Origin of the sequence: Micromonospora sp. DH14, assembly GCF_029809455.1 — a bacterium.
Taxonomy (GTDB): Bacteria; Actinomycetota; Actinomycetes; order Mycobacteriales; family Micromonosporaceae; genus Micromonospora; species Micromonospora parva.
In genome coordinates this window covers 25,896-46,922 of record NZ_JARVKT010000040.1, presented here as the reverse complement: position 1 = coordinate 46,922, position 21,027 = coordinate 25,896, and the positions used below count along the sequence as shown (strand labels likewise).

Below are 21,027 nucleotides of genomic sequence, written 5' to 3'. Positions count from 1 at the left end.
GCGCGGTGGACGTCGGTGGTATTGGTTACCGTTGCAGGATGACCAGCGCGACGGGCTACGACGGATTCGACGGGGCCAGCGAGTTGCTCCGCGCCCTGTCCGCGCCCATCCGGTTGGCCATCGTCAGTGAGCTGGCCGGCGGCGAGCGGTGCGTGCACGAACTGGTCGAGAAGCTCGGGGCCGCGCAACCGCTGGTCTCGCAGCACCTGCGGGTGTTGCGCGGAGCGGGCGTGGTGCGCGGCTCCCGCAGGGGTCGGGAGATCGCCTACAGCCTGGTCGACGAACACGTCGCGCACATCGTGGCGGACGCGGTCAGCCACGCCGGGGAGGGATCATGAGCGAGAGCGGCGCCGCGGTGCGCAACACCCGGCAACGCTCGGCGGTGAGCGCGCTGCTGGGCGAGATGGAAGGCTTCCACAGCGCTCAGGACCTGCACGCGATGCTGCGCCAGCGCGGCGAGCGGGTCGGCCTGACCACCGTCTACCGCACCCTGCAGGGGTTGGCCGACGCGGGTGAGATCGACGTGATGCGCCCGCCGGGCGGCGAGCACCTCTACCGCCGGTGCAGCGAGGGGCACCATCACCACCTGGTCTGCCGGGTCTGCGGTCGTACCGTCGAGGTGGCCGGCCCGGCCGTGGAGAGCTGGGCCGACCGGGTCGCCGCTCAGCACGGCTACGCCGACGTCAGCCACACCCTGGAGATCTTCGGCACCTGCCCGACCTGCCCGCGCTGATCGGCAGCGCCGCCGCTGGCGCGACGCTCCGGTGCGGTCGGCGGCCGGTCGCGTGCCGGGCTCACATCACTGCTGCACGGAGCGGGACGTTCGTGGCACGCTGGCCGGCGTGAAAATCTATGCCGATCGGTTTCCGACCGCCGTCCGTCAGTTGCTCACCGACCTGCTCGTCGTCGTCTGGGTGTACGCGGCGATCCGCGGTGCGCTGTGGCTGCACAACCTGGTGCAGAAGCTCGCCGTACCGGGGCAGAAGCTGGAGGGCGCCGGTAGTGGCCTCGCCGACAACCTGGGTGACGCCGGCAGCAAGGTCGGCCGGGTGCCGCTGGTCGGCGACGAACTCACCGCCCCGTTCCAACGCGCCGCCGACGCCGCCCGGTCGCTCGCCGACGCCGGCCGCGACCAGCAGCATCTGGTCGACCAGTTGGCCCTCGCCCTGGCCGTCGCGGTGCTGATCTTCCCGCTCGGCATCGTGCTCCTCGGTTGGCTGCCGTTGCGGGTCCGCTGGATGCGCCGGGCCGGGTCGGCGGCGAAGCTGGCCGCCGGGCCGGCCGGTCGGGACCTGCTCGCCCTGCGCGCGCTGGCCACCCAGCCGCTGGGCCAGCTGACCCGGATCGGCCCGGACGTCGCCGAGGCGTGGCGTCGCGGCGACGACGCGACGCTCGACGCCCTGGCCGCCTTGGAGCTGCGCCAACTCGGCCTGCGCGGTCGGGGCCGCTAAGGTCGTCGGGTGTTCTACTTCCTCGTCGTCATCGCCGTCCTGCTGCTCGGCTACGCCGCCGTCCTGGTCTCCTTCGTCCGCCGGGGCAAGAAGATCCCACCCGCGGCGTACCTGGCGCTGGCCGGGCTCAACGGTCTGATCCTGGCGGGGGTGCTGGCCTGGGCGGTCTCCCGCTGACCAACACCGCCGGCCCGACCGGTCGACGACCCGCACCGCCGACCGGCACGGCGGCCAGTCCGCTCGGCGCGGCGCTCACGGCTTCGGGGGGATTCGGCGACGGACGTCCTCAGCGGTGGACGGGCCGGGCGACCAGCGGGCCACCCAGGGCAACTCCTCGGACGGGGTGAGCACACCCTCCTCCAGGCCCGCGTAACGGCCGGCGAGGATGCGCTTCGCGGCGGCGGTGTCGACCGAGTCGGTGTTGTCCCAGAGTGCGGCGAACAGGGCGTCGACCCGCACCCGCGCCTGCCGGCAGAACAGGTCGGCCAGCTCGACGTTCTCCGGTCGGCTGTCACGTTCGGCGGTGGCCCGGACGCAGACCGCCGACATCGCGAACAACTCGGCGCCGATGTCCACCACCCGGCCGAGGAACGCCTGCTTACGCTCCATCTTTCCCTGCCAGCGGGACATCGCGTAGAACGTCGACCGGGCCAGCTTGCGCGAGGAACGCTCCACCTGGCGCAGGTGCGCGGCGAGCGGGGCGAACTCGGCGTACGCCGAGGGGGTCTGCCCCCGGCCCACGGCGAGGGTGGGTAGCCACTTCGCGTAGAAGGCGCCCGCCCGCGCGCCGGCGCGGGCCTTGCGGCCCAGCCCCGCGTCCGGATCGATGATGTCGCCGGCCACCGACAGGTGGGCGTCGACCGCCTCCCGTGCGATCAGCAGGTGCATGATCTCGGTGGAGCCCTCGAAGATCCGGTTGATCCGCAGGTCACGCAGCATCTGCTCGACGGCGGCCGGGCGTTCGCCACGGGCGGCCAGCGAGTCGGCCGTCTCGTAGCCGCGCCCGCCCCGGATCTGGACCAGCTCGTCGGCGATCTTCCAGGCCATCTCGCTGGCGTACAGCTTGACCAGCGCCGCCTCGATCCGGATGTCGTTGCGGTCGTCGTCGGCGAGCAGACAGCAGAGGTCGAGCATGGTCTCCATGCCGTACGTGGTGGCGGCGATGAAGGACAGCTTCTGCGCCACCGCTTCGTGCTCACCCACCGGACGACCCCACTGGACCCGGTCGGCGGCCCAGCCACGGGCCACGTTCAACGCCCACTTGCCGGCACCCACGCACATCGCCGGCAGTGAGAGCCGGCCGGTGTTCAGGGTGGTCAGGGCGATCTTCAGCCCCTTGCCCTCGCCGCCGATGACGTTCTCGGCGGGGACGAACACGTCGTGGAACCGGGTCAGGCTGTTCTCCAGACCGCGCAGGCCGATGAACTCGTTGCGCCGCTCGACGGTGATGCCCGGGGTGTCGCCGTCCACCACGAACGCGGTGATCCCGCCCCGGCGGCCCTCGCTGGCCGGCACCCGGGCCATCACCACCAGCAGGGTCGCCACGATGCCGTTGGTGGCCCAGAGCTTCACCCCGTTGAGCCGGTAACCGGTGCCGTCCTCGGTCGGCTCGGCGACGGTGGCCAGCCGGGCCGGGTCGGAGCCGACGTCGGGCTCGGTGAGCAGGAACGCCGACACCTCACCGGCCGCGAGCCGGGGCAGGAAGCGTTGCTTCTGCTCGGCCGTGCCGAACATCTTCAGTGGCTGTGGCACACCGATCGACTGGTGGGCCGAGAGCAGCGCGCCGATGGCCGGGCTGACCGAGCCGGCCAGCATGAGCGCCCGGCAGTAGTGCAGGTTGCTCAGCCCGAGCCCGCCGTACTTCCGGTCGATCTTCATGCCGAACGCGCCAAGGTCGGCCAGGCCGTGGAACACCGAGTCGGGAATGGAGCCGTCCCGCTCGATGGCGGCGCCGTCCACCTCGGAGGCCAGGAAGGCGCGGAACCGACCAAGGAACTCCTCCGCCCGCGCCATGTCGTCAGGGTCGGATCGGGGCCACGGATCGATCAGGTCGAGCCGGAACCGGCCGAGGAACAACTCCTTGCCGAAGCTGGGTCGGTCCCAGGTGGACTCTCGGGCGGCTTCGGCGACCTGCCGGGCCTCCTTCTCGGAAACCTGTCCGGCTTCCGCGGGCAGTGGCCCCGCGGCCTGGGCGGTGGCTTCGGAGTCGGGGCCGTCCGGTGCCGGTCGGCCGTTCTGCGTCGTGGTCACGGCTGCCCCCTCGAAGTTCGGTGCGGCTGCGTCGACGTGTGCGACTACCGTCACGCTACCCCCGGTTGTTACCCGGGGGTAGCGCTGCGTGCGGATCGGCCGGGTCAGCGGCCGTTGATCGTGTCCGGGTCGTCGTCATCGTCGTCGATGTCGTCCTCACCCCAGTTGCGCCGGGCGAACGGCAGGATCATCCAGAACGTGAGGAACCACAGCCCGGTCAGGGCGCTGAGCAGGAAGGCGATCGGCCGGTCCAACACGAAGTCGGTGATCAGCAGGACGGCGCTGACCATCGCGATCAGCATGAAGGCGAGACCGCCGGTGGCCATCCGGTGGGCGAACCGCACCAGCTCCGGCTTACGCCCCTGCCGGAAGAGCGCCCGGTGGAACGCCACCGGCGAGATGATCATCGCGGTGGCGGCGGCCGCCGCGAGCAACGCCACGATGTACACGTCGCGTTGGAACTCGCTGGTCCTGGTGAACCCGTTACTGAACGGCAGGGTGAGCAGGAAGGCGAAGAGGATCTGAACGCCGGTCTGAGCGACCCGCAACTCCTGCAGCAGGTCGGCGAAGTTGCGCTGCCAACGCTGCTTCTCGGTCTCCTTGGACACGCGCTACCTCCGGTGAGACGCTACTGCCGGCGGTCCCGGCCGCCGGCAGCAACGCCAATGCCCCACCCGGCCGAGCGCGAAACAGGTTCACGACATCGGCCGTTCATCGTGTGGCAACGTCAGGACCCGCGTCGGATGCGGCCCGCGTACCGGGCTTCCAGCTCGTTGTTGTGCGCGTCGCCGTCGGGGATGTTCGCCGACAGGTACACCGGGGGCCGTTGCCCCGCCGCCAGCAACCGCGCCACGACCTCCACCGTCACCTGCTGGGCCAGCAACGCCGCGGTGATCGAGGAGACCGCGCCGACCGCGCCACCGCCGGGCAGGGGCAGCGTTGCGTCGCCGTACGGGGCGCCGTTGTCGAGCACCACGTCGGCGAGGTCGCTCAGCTTGCGCCCGGACGGGTGCCGGGACGTCATCCGGCCGGAGTGCTGCGCCGAGGTGATCGCCACCAGCCCGTGACCGTGCTCCTTCACCAGCGTGGCGAACTCCACCATCGCGCCGTTGACCCCGGAGTTCGAGGCGAGCACGAAGACGTCGGTGGGGCGCACCGGGGCCAGCTCGTAGAGGCGGTGCGCGACGGCCGGGTCCCGTTCCAGCAGCGGGCCGAGCCGGTCGGCCGGTTCGCCGCCGATCAGCACCAGGTCGCGCAGCGCGATCCGGTTGGTCGGCACCAGGCCACCCGCCCGCCCGGCGATCTCCATCGCGAGGGCCTCCGAGTGCCCGGTGCCGAACGCGTGCACCACGCCGTCGGCCCGGACGGCCTCGGCGATCAGGTCGGCGGCCCGCCCCACCGCCTCCCGCTGGCTGGCGGCCACCCGGCCGATCGTCTCGGTCACCACGGCCAGGTAGTCCTCGGCACTCACCGTCATACGTCCTCCGTCGTTCGATTGCCTGCCACTTAGCCGACCCGGGCCAGGATCGCTTCGGCGAGTGGGGCCGGCGCCTCGTCCGGGATCCAGTGACTCACCCCGGACAGCTGCACGAAGCGGTAGTCCCCGGTGACGTTCGGCGCGCACGCCTCGGCGGCGGTCCGGCCGATGGCGACGTCCCGGTCACTCCAGACGTACGTGGTGGGCACCGTGACCGGGCCGACGCCGGCCAGGTCGGCGCGGGACATCGCCCGGTACCAGTTCAGGGCCGCCGTGAGCGCCCCCGGCTCGCGCATCGGGTCGGCGTACCTGTTCACCCGGGACGCGTCGCCCACCCCGCCGAGCAGCTTGCGCAGCGCGGCGGCGTGCCACGCCAGCAGCACCTTCTCCGCCTTGTCCGGCTTGCGGAACAACGCCATGTACGACGAGCGGGCCTTCTGTCCGCTGTCGGTGCTCAGGGCGTGCGCCATGGCCGCCGGATGCGGCACGGACACCGCGGTCAGCGTGTGCACCCGGTCGGGGTGCCGGGCGGCGACCGCCCACGCCACCACCGCGCCCCAGTCGTGGCCGACCAGGTGCACGGCGTCCAACTCCAGCGCGTCGAGCACCGCCACCACGTCGGCGACGAGTTCGGGGATGCGGTAGTCGGCCACCGCAGAAGGCCGGGCACCGGGCGAGTAGCCGCGCTGGTCCAGTGCGTACGTGCGCAGCCCACCCGTGTGCAGCCTCGGCACCACGTCGTCCCACTCACCGCTGTGCTGAGGGAAACCGTGCAGCAGCAGGACGGGTACGCCGTCCGGTGGACCGTCGACTGTCACGTCGAACGTGAGGCCTCGCGCATCAACCCGCATGATCGGAAGCGTACCCAGAAGGCGGTGGGCCGGCCGCTCCCGCAGGTCAGGCGCATGCCCTGCTGGGCCCACGACCCGGGTCGGTGTTAGCGTCACCGAGACAACTTCATATCCGACAGGGGAGCGCACAGCGCTGAGAGTGCGGGTACGCCCGCAGACCCTCGAACCTGATCTGGGTAATGCCAGCGCAGGGAGTTCGGTCGACCTCCAGCCGCGCCGCAGTCCGGTGCCACCGGACGCGGCGTGCGTCTTCTCCTGGTTCTCTTCGTTGAACTGGGAGCAATCATGGACAACACCACCAACCGTTGGCGCACCATCGACATCGTGGTCGCCTCGGTGATCGCGGTCGCCTTCGGCGTCATCTTCTGGGCCTGGGGCCTGGTCTGGAGCGCCACCGAGGGCGCGTTCGCCTTCTTCCCGCCGGCGCAGACGCTGCTCTACGGCGTCTGGTTGATGCCGGCGGTGATCGGTGGGCTGGTCATCCGCAAGCCCGGCGCCGCGCTCTACTGCGAGACCGTGGCCGCGGTCCTGTCCGCGCTCCTGGGCAGCCAGTGGGCCGGCACGGTGATCCCGCAGGGAATCGTGCAGGGCATCGGCGCCGAGCTGGCCTTCGCCGCCTTCCGGTACCGGTCGTTCCGGCTGCCGACAGCGGTGCTCGCCGGCGCGCTGACCGGTCTCAGCGCCGCGCTGTTCGACTTCTTCGTCTGGAACGTCGACTACGCGCTGGCCGACTACCGCATCCCGTACGCGCTGCTCACCGTCGTCAGCGCCACCGTGATCGCCGGCGCGGGCGGCTGGCTGCTCACCAAGGCCCTGGCCAACACCGGTGTCCTGGACCGCTTCCCGGTAGGCCGAGACCGCGCCCTGGTCTGATCCCCACCCGCGCCGCGCCAATCCTCGTTGATCATGAGGTTGGCGGTGGAATGGATCTTTGAAACCCCCGTCAACCTCATGATCAATCGGCCGGGGGTGGGGTGGGGTGGGGCGGAAGGGTGGGGGTTCGGTGGGCGCTGTGGTGTTGCGGGGGTTCGGGTGGCGGCACGCCGGGCGGCGAGCCTGGGCGCTTCGCGGGGTCGACCTGCGGATCGAGGTCGGGGAACGGGTGCTGCTGCTCGGGCCCTCGGGGGCCGGCAAGAGCACCCTGCTCAGCGCGCTGGCCGGGCTGCTTCCCGACGACTCCGGCGAGCAGGAGGGCACCGTCGAGATCGACGGGCTCGACCCGCGCAAGGGGCGGGAACGGGTCGGCGTCGTCTTCCAGGACCCGGAGACCCAACTGGTGATGGCCCGCTGCGGCGACGACGTCGCGTTCGGGCTGGAAAACCGGGGGGTACCTGCCGACGAGATCTGGCCCCGGGTCGACGAGGCCCTGCACCGGGTGGGCTTCCCGTACCCCCGGGACCGCCGCACCGCGGCGCTCTCCGGCGGCGAGCAGCAACGCCTCGCCCTGGCCGGCGCGCTGGCCCTGCGCCCCGCCCTACTCCTCCTCGACGAGCCGACCGCCAACCTCGACCCGGCCGGGGCGGACCTGGTCCGGCACGCGGTGGCCGGCGCGCTGGACGCCGACACCACGCTGATCCTGGTCGAGCACCGGGTCGCCGAGGCGTTGCCACTGGTCGACCGGGTGGTCGTTCTGGAACCGGGGGGCGGCGTCCGCGCGGACGGCACCCCCGATGCGGTCTTCGCCGCCCTCGGCGGCGCCCTCGCCGCCGAGGGCGTCTGGGTGCCCGGTCACCCCATCACGCCCCGGGCCGCCACCGCCGGGCCAGGGGAGCTGTTGCTCACCGCCGACCAGGTCGGCCTGCCACCCCGGCTGGGCCACACCAACCTGTCGGTACGCGCCGGTGAGGCACTCGCCGTACGCGGACCCAACGGTGCCGGCAAGTCCACCCTGGCGTTGCTGCTCGGCGGTCTGCTCCGGCCGGGCAGTGGGCGGGTCACCGCGTCCGTCGAACTGGCCGGGCCGGACCACCGCACTCCCCCGCACCGCTGGCCGGCCCCCGCGCTGGCCCGGCGGATCGGGTCGGTCTTCCAGGATCCGGAACACCAGTTCGTCACCAGCACCGTCTTCGACGAGCTGGCGCTCGGCCCACGCCGCACCGGTCAACCCGAGGCGGTGGTCAACGAGACCGTGGCCGGGCTCCTGGAACGGCTGCGGCTGGCCCGGCTCGCCGCCGCCAACCCGTACACCCTCTCCGGTGGTGAGGCGCGGCGACTGAGCGTGGCGACCGCCCTGGCCACCGCGCCCCGCCTGTTGATCTGCGACGAACCCACCTTCGGCCAGGACCGGCGGACCTGGCGGGAGTTGGTCGACCTCTTCGCCGACCTGCGCGACGCCGGCCACGGGGTGGTCACCGTCACCCACGACGCGGACTTCGTCGCCGCGCTCGCCGACCGCACCGTCACCCTGCACCGCGCCCCGGACGACCACCGATGATCAGCATCGAGCCGGTCGCCGCGCCGGACGCGCCGTTGGCCCGCCGCAACCCGGTGGCGAAGGTCGCCGCCGCGCTCGCCTTCTCGTTCATCCTGCTGGCCACCCTGGACCCGGTCGCCCCGGCGATCGCCATCGCCCTCGAACTGGCCGTCCTGCCGCTGTTCGGCATCCGCTACCGGGTACTGGCCCGACGGGCCTGGCCCCTGCTGCTCAGCGCCGCCGGCATCCTGGTCACCCTGGTGCTGTTCGCCGCCGACCGGTCCGGTCGGGTCCTGCTGGACGCGGGGCCGGTGCTGGTGAGCACCGGTGTGCTGCTCACCGCGCTCGGCCTCGTGCTGCGGGTGTTCGCGGTGGCGCTGCCCGGCGTGATCGTTTTCGCGACCACCGACCCCACCGACCTGGCCGACGCGTTGATCCAGAACGCGAAGGCGCCGGCCCGGTTCGCCATCGGGGCGCTGGCCGCGTTCCGGCTGGTGCCGCTGCTCGGCCAGGAGTGGCAGATGATCAGCATGGCTCGGCGTGCGCGCGGCGTCGACGCGGGACGCAATCCGGTGGCGAAGCTGCGGCTCTTCACCTCCACCGCGTTCGCGCTGCTGGTAGGGGCGATCCGTCGAGGCACCCGGCTGGCCGTGGCGATGGACGCGCGCGGCTTCGACGCCGGCGCCCCCCGTACCGTCGCCCGCCGGCAGCACTTCACCCGCGCCGACGCGCTCCTCATCGCCGGCGCCGTCGTGCTCGCCTCAGCAGCCCTGACCACCAGCATCCTCCTGGGCACCTTCCGCCCCCTGATCAGCTGACCCCATCCGCCGCGCACCGCCCGCGCCGTCCGTGCCGCCCGGCGCTGGCTCCCGGCGCTGACGCCCGGCGCTGGCACCTGCCGGCAAGATCCGCACAACATCAGGGATGTAGTGGCCTCGCTGCCGACGGAGACCACTACATCCCTGATGTTGTTGTCACCACCCACCACCCACGCCCCGCCGCAACCCCCGCCCGGCCCAGCCCCGCCGCCCCCGTCGATCTTGCGATTCCCTGTCGTTGTTTCATCCCGGTATGCCGGTTATGCGAGGACAGAAAGTGCAGGATCGGCGGGGTGGGTGGGGTGGGCCGGGGCGGGGTGGATGGGTGGGTGCGTGGGGTGGGGTGGTCAGCTGCGGCGGAAGGCGTAGCGGCGGGCTTGGCCGGCCTGTTGGCTGCGGCCGCCGCCGGAGCGGTTGCCGCCGCCCTGCGGTGGGCCGGCCGTCGGTGCCTTCGGTCGCCCGGTTGGCTTCGGCAGGTCTGCCATCTTCGGCGCGTCGACAACCACCGGCACGTCGACCTTCGGCACGTCGACCGCGTCCGGCAGGTCGACCGGCAGCACCACCTCGGCTGGGACGGCCGCCGACACCGCCGGCTGCGCCACCTCCACCAGCGCCGCCGGCTCGACCAGCGCTCCGGGCTTCACCAGCGCCGCCGGCTCGACCAGCGCTCCGGGCTCCACCAGCGCCGCCGGCTCGACCAGCGCTCCGGGCTCCACCAGCGCCGCCGGCAGGGACGGGTCGCGGGACGGCAGAGCGGGTGGCAGCGGGCCGTGGCCGGCCGCCGGGTCGACGCCGAGCGGCGTCGCGCCGGGGGTACGGGTCTTCTTCGGGTTACGCCTGGCAGGCATCCGGGCCTCCTTCTGCGCCGACCGGCACGGCCGGTCCCGCGCTGCGGCGGTCGGTCGGATCGGCTGGTGACCGCCGTCGCGCGACGGTCGAGTGGGGAAGGGACTGCTCACCGGTGTCGGGCAGGACCGTCGCCGCCGAACGGCGGGGAGGGGGATGCGGGACGCCCGGGAGCGCACGGACCGCGACGCGGGACGGCGGGCCGGCTCGGAAGTGGGGCGTCAGTTACGCATGTCCGTACCGTAGCCGCCGCCGCACCGGCGCGCATCCGTTTTTCCTGGCACCATCGGCACATGCTGATCGCGTTCTCGATCACCCCGCTCGGCGGTGACGATTCGGTGGGTGACCTGGTCGCTGAGGCGGTTCGGGTGGTCCGCGCGTCCGGCCTGCCCAATCGGACCGATGCCATGTTCACCACCGTCGAGGGCGAGTGGGACGAGGTGATGGCGGTGGTGAAGCAGGCGGTCGACGTGGTCGCCGCGCGGGCACCCCGGGTGAGCGTGGTGCTGAAGGCCGACGTCCGGCCCGGGGTCACCGACGCCCTCACCGGGAAGATCGCCCGTATCGAAGCCCGTCTCGCCGAAGGCTGACGCGCGCGGCGGGCAATGACGACAGGTTTCCCTGCGCGGGGCTCGCCGACCATCGTCGGGCGTCGAAACCGCCAGCGTCATCTTCCACATTACGTGCAGTAACGCGACGTCGGTCACTGGTCCGTATCGGCTCACATCACGGTAAGTTTCCAAACGCTGATAGTGGTGTGACGAGAGGTGGCGGCACGGATGGCTGATCAGGCGAGGGCTCAAATCGGGGTGACCGGGCTGGCGGTGATGGGTCGCAATGTGGCCCGCAACCTGGCTCGCAACGGCTTCACGGTGGCAGTGCACAACCGCTCGCCGGAGCGCACCCGCAGCCTGGTCGCCGAGCACGGCGACGAGGGCACGTTCGTGCCGGGCGAGACGATGGCTGATTTCGTGGCGTCACTGGAGCGGCCCCGCGCTGTCATCGTGATGGTGAAGGCCGGCGCGCCCACCGACGCGGTGATCGACGAGTTGGTGCCGCTGCTCGACGAGGGCGACATCATCGTCGACTGCGGCAACGCCCACTTCGCGGACACCCGTCGCCGTGAGGAGGCGCTGCGGGCGCAGGGGCTGCACTTCAGCGGCACCGGTGTCTCCGGCGGCGAGGAGGGCGCGCTGCGCGGGCCGAGCATCATGCCGGGCGGTTCCGCCGAGTCGTACGCGAAGCTCGGGCCGATGTTCGAGAAGATCGCCGCCCAGGTGGACGGCGTGCCGTGCTGCACGCACGTCGGGCCGGACGGCGCCGGGCACTTCGTCAAGATGGTGCACAACGGCATCGAGTACGCCGACATGCAGCTCATCGCCGAGGCGTACGACCTGCTCCGGGCCGGCCTGGACGCGACGCCGGCCGAGATCGCGGAGATCTTCCGGGAGTGGAACAACGGCGAGTTGGAGTCGTTCCTCATCGAGATCACCGCCGACGTGCTGGCGCACACGGACGCGGCGACCGGCCGGTCCTTCGTGGACATCGTGCAGGACCGGGCCGAGCAGAAGGGCACCGGTCGGTGGACGGTGCAGAGCGCGCTGGACCTGGGCATCCCGATCACCGGGATCGCCGAGGCGACCTTCGCCCGCTCGCTCTCCGGGCACGTCGACCAGCGTGAGGCGGCCCGCCGGGCGTTCCCCGACGCGGGTGAGAAGTGGCAGGTCACCGACCGGGAGACCTTCATCGAGGACGTCCGCCGGGCGCTGCTCGCTTCCAAGATCGTCGCGTACGCGCAGGGCTTCGACCACATCCGCGCGGGCAGCCAGGAATACAACTGGGACATCGACCTCGGGGGCACCGCGACGATCTGGCGGGGCGGCTGCATCATCCGGGCCCGTTTCCTCAACCGGATCCGCGAGGCGTACGACCAGCAGCCGGACCTGCCGACGCTGCTGGTGGCCCCGTACTTCGCCGAGGCGGTCAGCGCCGGTGTGCCGAGCTGGCGACGGGTGGTGGGCGACGCGACCCGGGCCGGGGTGCCGACGCCCGCGTTCTCGTCGTCGTTGGCGTACTTCGACGCGTTGCGCGCCGAGCGGCTGCCCGCGGCGCTGATCCAGGGTCTGCGGGACAACTTCGGCGCACACACCTACCAGCGGGTGGACCGCGACGGCTCGTTCCACACCACCTGGGCCGGCGACCGCACCGAGTCCCCGGCGTAGCCGGCCAGGCGCCCCCGCGCCCGCACCGTGCTCGATTCGGGCGGTGGGGGCCACCCAGGTTGGGCGCCCACCACGGCCATTTGGCGCAAGATCCCAGAGCGGAGACAGCCCGGCTTCGTCGATCAAGGAGTTGTGGTGCCCGGCTTGGGGCCGGGAGGGCGCTTTGTCACCCACCACAACCTCATGATCGACGGGGCGGGGGCGAGAGCGGGGCGGGGCGGGAGCGGGTGGGGGCGGGGTGGGGGCGGGTCAGGCGACCGTGGCGTGCATCTCCCAGACGAGGATCTCGGCCGGTTCGTCGGCGGTGACCCGTCGGCCGCCGGTCATGGTGAGCCGGGCGGCGTCGCCGGTGCCGAGCGGGCCGCTGCCCTCCAGCGTCACGGTGCCGTTGGGCACGTAGAGGTGCACATAGGGCGCGTCGGGGATGGTGACCTCGTCGCCGGGTGCGAGACGGGCGGCGTGCAGGGTCGCGTACCGGTTGCGGATGCGGATCGCGGACGCACCGTCGTAGCGGTCCATCCCGGAGGCGATCGGCACCAGACCGCCGCGCAGCAGCTCGTCCTCGATCTCCAGCTGCTCGTAGCCGGGGTCGACGCCCTGCTCGTCGGGGAGCACCCACATCTGCACGAAGTGCACCGGGTCGCTGTGCGGCTCCTGGTTGTTCAGCCGCCAGGCGTCGTTCTTCTCCGAGTGCAGGATGCCCGTGCCGGCGCTCATCCGCTGCGCCAGACCCGGGTAGATCACCCCGGAGTGCCCGGTCGAGTCCTGGTGCACGAGCGAGCCGCGCAGCACCCAGGTCACGATCTCCATGTCCTGGTGCGGGTGGGTCTCGAAGCCGGCCCCCGGCCGGACCACGTCGTCGTTGTTGACCAGCAGCAGGCCGTGGTGGGTGTTGGCCGGGTCGTAGTGCCGGGAGAACGAGAAGGAGTGCTTGGAGTCCAGCCAGGAGATCCGGGTGGCGAAGCGATCGTCGGCCCGGCGGACGTCGACGGCGGGCGCGGGTGCGGTCACCAGGCACGCTGCCCGGAGTCGGGGGTCGACGGCGCCCAGCTCAGGGCCGGTTCACCGATGGCCAGTTCGGCGATCTCACCGCTGCGCAGCTGCGGTGTGTGGCCGAACTCGGCGCAGTGCTGCTCGGCGATCTCGGCGCAGATCTCGGCCACCTGCTCGCAGATCGGGTCGCCCAGATCGGCGGCGTTCAACGCCATGATCATCTTGAATCGGAGATCCCGCATCTCGCCCCCCACCGCCGTCGTCCCACCACCTCCGGACCCTACCCGCCCCCCTTGCGCAGGACCCCGAAACGAGCACACCACCCACGTCGGCACACCGCGCTGCCCACCCGCGCGTCGGCCGGCAACGTCGTCTCGCCACCGGGGGACACGACGGCGCCGCCCGCACGGGGTGCGGACGGCGCCGGGGAGAGACGGGTTGGTCAGAAGATGCGGCGGCGCTTGGCCTTCTGCGGGCGGATCAGGTCCGCACCCTTGGTCAGCAGCCGGGTCGCCCCGGAGGGACCACGCCGGGCCTCCAGGGTGTGGCTGAGCCGGCGGGCACCGGCAGCGGCCAGCGGCACCGCGATCGCCATCACCGCCCACTGGGCAATGCGCTTCTGGATCATGTGGGTTCACCTCCGTCAGTGGCTCCTGACGTTTCTGGTACCCAGAGTGACGTGCGGGTAAGCGCGTCGGCTCAGATAACCGGGGCGACCGGGTTGGGCAGCGCGCCGCCGAAGCGTCGGTCCCGCTGCGCGTACAACTCGCACGCGTACCAGAGGTGGCGGCGGTCGAAGTCGGGCCAGAGCGTGTCCAGGAAGACCAACTCGGCGTACGCGGTCTGCCAGAGCAGGAAGTTGGAGATCCGCTCCTCCCCGGAGGGGCGCAGGAACAGGTCCACCTCCGGGACCTCCGGGTGGTAGAGGTACTTCGCCACGGTCTTCTCGGTGACCTTCGCCGGGTCCAGCCGGCCGGCCGCCACGTCCCGCGCGATCGCCGCGGCGGCGTCACCGATCTCGGCCTGCCCGCCGTAGTTCACGCAGAACTGCAGGGTCAACGTCGAGTTGTCGCGGGACATCTCCTCGGCGGTCTGCAACTCCGAGATGACGCTCTTCCACAGCCGCCCGGACCGGCCCGACCACACCACCCGGACACCGAGGTCGACCAGCTGGTCACGACGGCGACGGATCACGTCCCGGTTGAACCCCATCAGGAACCGGACCTCGTCGGGCGAGCGCCGCCAGTTCTCCGTGGAGAACGCGTACGCCGACAGGTACGGGATGCCCATCTCGATGGCGCCCTCGATGGTGTCGAAGAGGCTGTGCTCCCCCGCCTCGTGCCCCTTGGTGCGGGGCAGCCCGCGGTCCTTGGCCCAGCGGCCGTTGCCGTCCATCACCACCGCCACGTGCCTCGGCACCGCCTCGGCGGGCAGCGCCGGGGGGCGTGCCCCGGACGGGTGTGGCACCGGCGGGGTCGGCTCGCGCCGGCCAGCCTTCTTCGATCGGATCACTCGGTCACTCCCTGTTCGCGCCGTCCGCCCCGGCCTCGACGTCGCCACGTGGCCGGAGCACCACGGCCCCGGTGCCTTCCGGCGGCGAGGCCGCGCCGGCCGCCGGGGAACCCCGGTCGACCAGCGGCAGCGAGCGTAGCGCGCGCTCCAGGTGCCACTGCAGGTGAGCCGCGACCAGCCCACTGCACTCCCGGCGTACGGCGGCGTCGGTGGCGTCGGCGATCACCCAGTCGCCGGTGGTCAGCGCGGACATCAGATCGATGGTGGCCGGCGCGGGATGAGCCGCCCCGGGTGGCCGACAATCCGGACAGACCGCACCACCGGCCGGTACGGAGAACGCCCGGTGCCGCCCGGGAGTGCCACAGACCGCGCAGGCGACCAGCGCCGGTGCCCAGCCGGCCAGTGACATCCCCCGCAGCAGGTACGCGTCGAGCACCAGGGTGGTGGCGTGCTCGCCTCGGGACAGCGCCTTCAGCGCGCCCACGGTGAGCTGGAACAGCCGCAGCGACGGCTCCCGCTCCACCGGGGTGAGCCGCTCGGCGGTCTCGGCGATCGCGCTGGCCGCCGTGTAGCGCGGATAGTCGCCCAGGAACCGTTTGCCGTACAGGTCGATGCCCTCGACCTGGCTGACGGTGTGCAGCGAGCTGCCCTGGTTGCCCTTCGGGTCACCGGCGAGCTGGAGGTCGACGTGGCCGAACGGCTCCAGCCGGGCACCGAACTTGCTGGTGGTGCGGCGGATCCCTCGGGCCACCGCGCGCAGCCGGCCGTGCCGGCGGGTGAGCAGGGTGATGATCCGGTCGGACTCGCCGAGCTTCTGCACACGCAGCACCACCGCGTCGTCGCGGTAGAGCTGTCGGCGATACCCGGCCATCGGGCCATTCTCCCTCGGGGTGTGAAATCAGGGTTGGTTCGGGGTGCAAGCGCGGATGAACCCCGATGCGGCCGAGTCGTGCCCGGCCGTAGCGTGCTGCTCATGCAACTGCGCCTGACCTCCACCACCACCCTCCGCCGGCGTCGCGTCGCCGCTCCCGTCGCGCTGGGACTCACCGCCACCCTCATCGTGCTCGCCGGGTGCGACAACCTGTCGTTCCGCCGGCTCGACTACGACAACACCGAGGCGGTCCGGATCACCACGGTCCGGGTCTCCGGTGGCTCGGGTGACCTGGTGGTGCGCGGCACCGGCCCGGCGTCCGAGGTGCGGATCAAGCGGGTGGTGCGTTACCAGGGCGGTGAACCGGACAACACCCGCTACGAGATCAAGGGCACCGAACTGGTGCTGGACACCGACTGCGGCTCGCGGTGCAGCATCTCCTACGAGGTGACGGTGCCCGAGGGCGTGGCGGTGCAGGGTGAGACCAGCTCCGGCAACGTCGAGCTGAGCCGGGTCGGCGCGGTGGAGCTGCAGGTGAGATCGGGCGACGTGCGGATCTCCGGCGCGTCGGGCGCGGTCGGGGTGGAGGCCCGCTCGGGCAACATCGAGGTGAGCGAGGCCACCGCGGCGGTACGGTTGCGTGCCTCGTCCGGGGACATCACCGCACGCCGGCTGGCCGGCACTGTCGACGCCGAGGCCAACTCCGGCAACGTCGACGTCCAGCTCGACCAGCCCGCCTCGGCCCGGGTGCACGCCTCCAGCGGTGACGTCACGCTGCTGGTGCCCCAGGGCAGCTACCGGGTCCGGTCCAACGCCGACTCCGGCGACGAGACCATCACCGTCGCCGACAACCCGGCCGCGTCCCTGGTGCTCGACGGTTCGGCCAACAGCGGCAACCTCACGATCAGCCAGCGTTGAGCGTGACGGTGGCCTCCTCCCCGGCCACCCGCTGCGCGGGCACCACCGCTCGACCGCCGGTCGTCCCGGCACCGTCCGAGGTGTCGCCGCCCGGCTGGGCCGCCTCGTCGGCGGGCGGCGCCGAGCCACCGGGGATCAGCTCCGGGCGGCGGCGGGCGGCGACGTCCTCGACCCAGCCGACGGCCAGTGTGACCAACCCGACCAGGGCGAAGACCAGCAGCACCCGGATGGCCAGGCCCACCGGGTCCTGGTGGGACCAGCCCACCACGTCGACCAGTGGAGTGAGCGCCACCACGAACGGCATGTGCCAGAGGTAGACGGTGAGCGCGCGCCGGTTGAGCACGGTGACCGCCCGCTCGGCCAGCCGGCTCCGGCTCAGCCAGGAAACCCCGGCCGGTGCCCGACCCAGCGCGATCAGGATGAAAGCGGCCGACCAGAGGGCGTTGCCGAGGTGGTTGTCGTTCAGGTCGTACCCGCGCGGCCCGGGATGCCCGACGATCCAGGCGCCGCCGCCCACGGCGAGGGCGAGCGCCAACGGGTACAGCAGCCAACCGGAGAGTCGGCGCAGCATCCCGGCGTGGTGGGCGAAGCCGAGCAGCCACGCTCCGAAGTAGAGCCCGAACTCGCGCAGCACCGGCGGTGCCGGGTAGATCCCCACCTCGATCATCACCAGCAGGAGGTACGGGGCGAGCAGGGTCGGCAGCGGGGCACGCCGGAACAGCCAGAACGCGACCGGTGAGGCGAACACGAACCACAGGTAGTCGCGCAGGTACCAGATGACGCTCAGCGCCAGCGCGCCCCAGTGGTTGGCGGGCGGGTCGGCCACCGGGAACAGCCACAGCAGCACCCGAGGGCTCACCGGCAGCCCGGTGAACAGCATGGCCGGTACGAAGACCACAGCGACCACCCACAGCGACGGCAGCAGTCGACGCAGCCGACGCCCGACCGCCGCCGGCCCGGAGCGGGTCAGCGAGGCGGCCATCAGCGAGCCCGCCAGCGCGAACATCACCGACATGGCGGGGAAGACGAGGGTGAGGGTCGCCCATCCGGTGACGTGGTAGACCACCACTCGCACGATGGCCAGGGAACGGAGGAGATCGAGGTACCTGTTGCGCATCAGCCTGCCAGGGTCGGGGGCTCCGGGGGTACAACTCCCCTACCCCGCACGTTGCCCGCACGAAACGGCCACGACGCCAACCGGAGGTGAACACCCCACCGCGAGGGCGACGCGGCCCGCTCAGGTGGGTCAGAAGCCCAGCTTGCGCAGCTGCCTCGGGTCGCGCTGCCAGTCCTTCGCGACCCGCACGTGCAGGTCGAGATAGACCCGGCTGCCCAGCAGCTCCTCGATCTGCTTGCGGGCGGTGGTGCCGACCTCCTTGAGCCGACTCGCCTTGTGCCCGAGCACGATGGCCTTCTGGCTGGGCCGCTCCACGTACAGGTCGGCGTAGATCTTCATGACCTGACCCTCGGGGATCATCTCCTCCACCACCACGGCGATGGAGTGCGGCAGCTCGTCGCGGACCCCCTCCAGCGCGGCCTCCCGGATCAGCTCCGCGACGAGAACCTGCTCGGGGTCGTCGGTGAGCATGTCGTCCGGGTAGAGCTGCGGCGACGGCGGCAGGTATTTGGTCATCACGTCGACCAGGGTGTCCACCTGGTGGCCGGCCACCGCGCTCACCGGCACGATCTCGGCGAACTCCCCCATCTCGCTGACCGCGAGCAGCTGCTCCGCCAGGCGGCGCTTGTCCACCAGGTCGGTCTTGGTCACCACCGCCAGCACTGTCGCCTTCAACCCGGCCAGCTCACCGGTGATGAACCGGTCACCACGCCCGACCGGCTCGTCGGCCGGGATGCACAGGCCGATCACGTCGACCTCGGTCCAGGTGGACCGGACCAGGTCGTTGAGACGTTCACCGAGCAGCGTACGGGGGCGGTGCAGGCCCGGCGTGTCGACGAGGACCAGCTGCGACTCCGGGCGGTGCAGCACCGCCCGGATGACGTGCCGGGTGGTCTGCGGCTTGTTCGAGGTGATGGCGATCTTGGTGCCGACGATGGCGTTGGTGAGCGTCGACTTGCCAGCGTTGGGACGACCGACGAAGCAGCCGAACCCGGCCCGGTACGGTCGCGCCTGCGGATCCTGCACCGGGCTCACTCGGTCACCGTGCCGAGCACCGTGCCGTCCGGAGCGGCCACGTGGACCGGCGCGTCGGCCGCGAGGTCCCGCACCGCAGCGTGCCCGGCACCGTCCAGCGTCGACGCCTCGGTCACCACCACCGCTGCCTCCAACCGACTCGCCCCAGCCGCCACCGCCGAAGCGACAGCCAACTGCAACGCGGTGAGCGTCAGCGACGGCAGCGCGACACTTGCCGCCGCGTACGTCCGGCCGTCCTGATCGCGGACCGCGGCACCCTCCACGGCACCGACCCGGGCGCGGGCTCCCCGGGCCAGGACGACGAGCTTGCCGTCCTCGGCGCTCAGTGCGCCCGACGCGGTGGGGGTGGGCCGGGCGACAGGCGCGGCGGGTGTGTCAGGCATCGGCGGGTTGCCTCTCGTCGTCTCGGTAGTTGTCCGTGTCGTCCCCGGGGCCGGCGTGCTCGCCGCGCCCCGCGGTGTCCTGCTCGTGGCCCGGCTCCACCCGGCTGACCAGCACGGTGTCGATCCGGTTGCGTCGGCCGGTGGTGCCCTCGGCGACCAGGCGGAGGCCGGCGACCTCGGCCTCGGCACCCGGGATCGGCACCCGCCCCAGGGACTGGGCGAGCAGGCCGCCGACCGTCTCCACCTCGTCGGTGGGCAGGTCGGTGTCGAACATCTCGCCGAGATTCTCCACCGGCAGGCGGGCGGTCACCCGCACCGAGGAGTCCCCCAGCCGTTCGACGGGCGGGCGCTCGACATCGTACTCGTCGGTGATCTCACCGACGATCTCCTCCAGGATGTCCTCGATGGTGACCAGACCGCCGGTGCCGCCGTACTCGTCGACCACGATGACCAGGTGGTTGCGGGCGGCCTGCATCTCGGACAGCAGGTCGTCGACCGGCTTGGACTCCGGTACGAAGGTCGCCGGGCGCATCAGCTCGGCCACCGGCAACTGCTCGGCTCCCGGGTCACCGCCCCGGGAACGCCGGATCAGGTCCTTGAGGTAGAGCACACCCAGCACGTCGTCGACGCTCTCGCCGATCACCGGGATGCGGGAGAAGCCGGAGCGCAGGAACAGCGCCAGCGCCTGCGCGAGCGTCTTGCCCTCCTCGATCCACACCATCTCCGTGCGCGGCACCATCACCTCACGGGCGATGGTGTCGCCGAGCGCGAAGACCGAGTGGATCATCTGGCGCTCGCCGTGCTCGACCACGCCACGTTGCTCGGCCAGGTCGACCAGTTCCCGCAGCTCCACCTGGGAGGCGAACGGGCCCTCCCGGAAGCCGCGCCCGGGGGTGACCGCGTTGCCGATCAGGATCAGCAACGACGCGAGCGGGTTGAGCGCCCGGCCCAACCAACGGACCAGCGGCGCCACCGCACGACCCACGGCGTAGGCGTGCTGCCGGCCGAGGGTGCGCGGGGCGACGCCCACCACCACGAAGCTGACCACTGTCATCGCGCCGGCGGTCACCAGCGCGGCCCACCAGCCGGCGCCGAAGCTGTCCACCGCGACGAGCGCCACCAGCGTGGTGGCGGTCAGCTCGGCGAGCAGTCGCAACAGCAGGAGCAGGTTGAGGTGCCGGACCACGTCGCCGGCGACGACCTGGAGGGTACGGGCACCGCGCACACCGTCGCGGGCCAGCTCGGCGGCGCGGGCGGGTGAGACGGCGGCGAGGGCCGCCTCGGTCATCGCGATCAGGCCGGCCAGCACCACCAGGCCGGCCGCGAAGACGATCAGCTGGAAGTCGGGAAGGCCGGCGGTGGCGCCGGCCGCCAGTAACGGAGGAGTTGACATCACTGGGTGCGGGTCGACCGCCAGCTCGCCAGCAGCCGAGCCTGGAGCGCGAACATCTCCCGCTCCTCCTCCGGCTCGGCGTGGTCGTAACCGAGCAGGTGCAGCACCCCGTGCACGGTGAGCAGGTGCAGCTCGTCGGCCGACGCGTGCCCGGCGGTCGCCGCCTGCTTGGCCGCCACCTCGGGGCAGAGCACGATGTCGCCGAGCAGGGCGGGCTCACCGCCGGCCGGTGCGGACTCACCCGGGCCGTGGTCGACGCTGCCCTCGTCCATGGGGAAGGCGAGCACGTCGGTCGGGCCGTCGCCACCCATCCAGCGGTGGTTCAGCTCGGTCATGTAGTCGATGTCGACCAGCAGCACTGACAGCTCGGCGAGGGGGTTGACCCCCATCTCGTCGAGGGCGTGCCGGGCGACGGCGAGCACGGCGTCGGTGTCGACGTCGACACCGGACTCGTTGGCGATCTCGATGGACAACTGC

At 72.0% G+C, this 21,027-nt stretch carries 25 protein-coding genes and 1 riboswitch; of the genes, 10 read left to right on the top strand and 15 right to left on the bottom strand.

Annotated elements, in window-relative coordinates:
• The first annotated feature begins 38 nt into the window (after positions 1-38).
• The 4 genes from QCZ28_RS31070 to QCZ28_RS31055 all read left to right on the top strand — a co-directional run bounded on the left by QCZ28_RS31070 (position 39) and on the right by QCZ28_RS31055 (position 1,628).
• Positions 39-338: a metalloregulator ArsR/SmtB family transcription factor gene (locus QCZ28_RS31070; protein ID WP_030338189.1), complete on the top strand. Its 300-nt coding sequence runs from the start codon at positions 39-41 to the stop codon at positions 336-338.
• Positions 335-733, top strand: a complete 399-nt coding sequence (locus tag QCZ28_RS31065; RefSeq protein ID WP_030338188.1) for a Fur family transcriptional regulator — start codon at positions 335-337, stop codon at positions 731-733. Before QCZ28_RS31070 ends, QCZ28_RS31065 begins: the two co-directional genes overlap by 4 nt.
• A gap of 109 nt (positions 734-842) precedes the next feature.
• Positions 843-1,451 (top strand): hypothetical protein, encoded by a 609-nt coding sequence (locus tag QCZ28_RS31060; protein ID WP_279519930.1) that lies wholly within the window; start codon positions 843-845, stop codon positions 1,449-1,451.
• A gap of 9 nt (positions 1,452-1,460) precedes the next feature.
• Positions 1,461-1,628 (top strand): hypothetical protein, encoded by a 168-nt coding sequence (locus QCZ28_RS31055; protein WP_167337361.1) that lies wholly within the window; start codon positions 1,461-1,463, stop codon positions 1,626-1,628.
• A gap of 75 nt (positions 1,629-1,703) precedes the next feature.
• Here QCZ28_RS31055 and QCZ28_RS31050 read toward each other — a convergent pair whose 3' ends face one another.
• From QCZ28_RS31050 to QCZ28_RS31035, 4 genes are all read right to left on the bottom strand, one after another.
• On the bottom strand, positions 1,704-3,701 hold the full coding sequence (locus QCZ28_RS31050) for an acyl-CoA dehydrogenase family protein (protein ID WP_279519929.1): 1,998 nt from the start codon (positions 3,699-3,701) through the stop codon (positions 1,704-1,706).
• Between the two features lie 104 nt (positions 3,702-3,805).
• Positions 3,806-4,309, bottom strand: a complete 504-nt coding sequence (locus tag QCZ28_RS31045) for a DUF6328 family protein (protein ID WP_279519928.1) — start codon at positions 4,307-4,309, stop codon at positions 3,806-3,808.
• A gap of 119 nt (positions 4,310-4,428) precedes the next feature.
• A complete protein-coding gene (locus tag QCZ28_RS31040) occupies positions 4,429-5,178 on the bottom strand; it encodes an SIS domain-containing protein (RefSeq protein WP_030338174.1) in 750 nt (249 codons plus the stop codon).
• 29 nt (positions 5,179-5,207) lie between these two features.
• Positions 5,208-6,029: an alpha/beta fold hydrolase gene (locus QCZ28_RS31035; RefSeq protein ID WP_279519927.1), complete on the bottom strand. Its 822-nt coding sequence runs from the start codon at positions 6,027-6,029 to the stop codon at positions 5,208-5,210.
• Between the two features lie 107 nt (positions 6,030-6,136).
• Positions 6,137-6,241: riboswitch (TPP riboswitch) on the top strand.
• A gap of 73 nt (positions 6,242-6,314) precedes the next feature.
• Between QCZ28_RS31035 and QCZ28_RS31030 the strand changes: the two genes are divergently transcribed.
• From QCZ28_RS31030 to QCZ28_RS31020, 3 genes are all read left to right on the top strand, one after another.
• Positions 6,315-6,902 carry an ECF transporter S component gene (locus tag QCZ28_RS31030; RefSeq protein ID WP_279519926.1) on the top strand — a complete coding sequence of 196 codons (588 nt, stop codon included), beginning with the start codon at positions 6,315-6,317 and terminating at the stop codon, positions 6,900-6,902.
• A 130-nt stretch (positions 6,903-7,032) separates the two neighbouring features.
• Positions 7,033-8,463 (top strand): ABC transporter ATP-binding protein, encoded by a 1,431-nt coding sequence (locus QCZ28_RS31025; RefSeq protein WP_279519925.1) that lies wholly within the window; start codon positions 7,033-7,035, stop codon positions 8,461-8,463.
• Positions 8,460-9,260 (top strand): energy-coupling factor transporter transmembrane component T, encoded by an 801-nt coding sequence (locus QCZ28_RS31020; RefSeq protein ID WP_279519924.1) that lies wholly within the window; start codon positions 8,460-8,462, stop codon positions 9,258-9,260. The genes QCZ28_RS31025 and QCZ28_RS31020 overlap by 4 nt, the downstream gene beginning before the upstream one ends.
• Before the next feature lie 347 nt (positions 9,261-9,607).
• Here the strand turns inward: QCZ28_RS31020 and QCZ28_RS31015 are convergent, their stop codons facing one another.
• Positions 9,608-10,108, bottom strand: a complete 501-nt coding sequence (locus QCZ28_RS31015; protein WP_279519923.1) for a hypothetical protein — start codon at positions 10,106-10,108, stop codon at positions 9,608-9,610.
• A 291-nt stretch (positions 10,109-10,399) separates the two neighbouring features.
• On the opposite strand from QCZ28_RS31015, the gene QCZ28_RS31010 reads away from it, so the two are divergent.
• Together QCZ28_RS31010 and gndA are read left to right on the top strand one after the other, a co-directional pair.
• Positions 10,400-10,696: a thiamine-binding protein gene (locus QCZ28_RS31010; protein ID WP_196919265.1), complete on the top strand. Its 297-nt coding sequence runs from the start codon at positions 10,400-10,402 to the stop codon at positions 10,694-10,696.
• A gap of 189 nt (positions 10,697-10,885) precedes the next feature.
• Positions 10,886-12,328, top strand: coding sequence for an NADP-dependent phosphogluconate dehydrogenase (gene gndA, locus QCZ28_RS31005; RefSeq protein WP_279519922.1), 1,443 nt, complete (start codon positions 10,886-10,888; stop codon positions 12,326-12,328).
• A gap of 249 nt (positions 12,329-12,577) precedes the next feature.
• On the opposite strand, the gene QCZ28_RS31000 is transcribed toward gndA, so the two are convergent.
• The 5 genes from QCZ28_RS31000 to recO form a co-directional block, all read right to left on the bottom strand.
• The gene (locus QCZ28_RS31000; protein ID WP_279519921.1) at positions 12,578-13,339 is read right to left on the bottom strand and encodes a pirin-like bicupin family protein; all 762 of its coding nucleotides are present in this window, start codon (positions 13,337-13,339) and stop codon (positions 12,578-12,580) included.
• Positions 13,336-13,563 carry a thioredoxin reductase gene (locus QCZ28_RS30995; RefSeq protein WP_279519920.1) on the bottom strand — a complete coding sequence of 76 codons (228 nt, stop codon included), beginning with the start codon at positions 13,561-13,563 and terminating at the stop codon, positions 13,336-13,338. The genes QCZ28_RS31000 and QCZ28_RS30995 overlap by 4 nt, the downstream gene beginning before the upstream one ends.
• 200 nt (positions 13,564-13,763) lie before the next feature.
• A complete protein-coding gene (locus QCZ28_RS30990) occupies positions 13,764-13,949 on the bottom strand; it encodes a hypothetical protein (protein ID WP_279519919.1) in 186 nt (61 codons plus the stop codon).
• A gap of 71 nt (positions 13,950-14,020) precedes the next feature.
• On the bottom strand, positions 14,021-14,833 hold the full coding sequence (locus QCZ28_RS30985) for an isoprenyl transferase (RefSeq protein WP_030336443.1): 813 nt from the start codon (positions 14,831-14,833) through the stop codon (positions 14,021-14,023).
• A 4-nt stretch (positions 14,834-14,837) separates the two neighbouring features.
• Positions 14,838-15,704, bottom strand: coding sequence for a DNA repair protein RecO (gene recO / locus QCZ28_RS30980; RefSeq protein ID WP_279519918.1), 867 nt, complete (start codon positions 15,702-15,704; stop codon positions 14,838-14,840).
• 102 nt (positions 15,705-15,806) lie between these two features.
• Here recO and QCZ28_RS30975 point away from each other — a divergent pair, with 102 nt between their 5' ends.
• The gene (locus tag QCZ28_RS30975) at positions 15,807-16,622 is read left to right on the top strand and encodes a DUF4097 family beta strand repeat-containing protein (protein WP_279519917.1); all 816 of its coding nucleotides are present in this window, start codon (positions 15,807-15,809) and stop codon (positions 16,620-16,622) included.
• On the opposite strand, the gene QCZ28_RS30970 is transcribed toward QCZ28_RS30975, so the two are convergent.
• The 5 genes from QCZ28_RS30970 to ybeY all read right to left on the bottom strand — a co-directional run bounded on the left by QCZ28_RS30970 (position 16,609) and on the right by ybeY (position 21,023).
• On the bottom strand, positions 16,609-17,739 hold the full coding sequence (locus tag QCZ28_RS30970; protein ID WP_279519916.1) for an acyltransferase: 1,131 nt from the start codon (positions 17,737-17,739) through the stop codon (positions 16,609-16,611). The genes QCZ28_RS30975 and QCZ28_RS30970 overlap by 14 nt on opposite strands.
• A gap of 129 nt (positions 17,740-17,868) precedes the next feature.
• Positions 17,869-18,774, bottom strand: a complete 906-nt coding sequence (gene era, locus QCZ28_RS30965) for a GTPase Era (protein WP_279519915.1) — start codon at positions 18,772-18,774, stop codon at positions 17,869-17,871.
• Entirely contained in the window at positions 18,771-19,157 is a 387-nt protein-coding gene (locus tag QCZ28_RS30960) for a hypothetical protein (protein ID WP_030336454.1), read from the bottom strand. The genes era and QCZ28_RS30960 overlap by 4 nt, the downstream gene beginning before the upstream one ends.
• Entirely contained in the window at positions 19,150-20,574 is a 1,425-nt protein-coding gene (locus tag QCZ28_RS30955) for a hemolysin family protein (RefSeq protein WP_279519938.1), read from the bottom strand. The genes QCZ28_RS30960 and QCZ28_RS30955 overlap by 8 nt, the downstream gene beginning before the upstream one ends.
• Complete coding sequence (gene ybeY, locus QCZ28_RS30950) at positions 20,550-21,023, bottom strand: rRNA maturation RNase YbeY (RefSeq protein ID WP_030336457.1); 474 nt, start codon at positions 21,021-21,023, stop codon at positions 20,550-20,552. The genes QCZ28_RS30955 and ybeY overlap by 25 nt, the downstream gene beginning before the upstream one ends.
• Positions 21,024-21,027 lie beyond the last annotated feature (4 nt).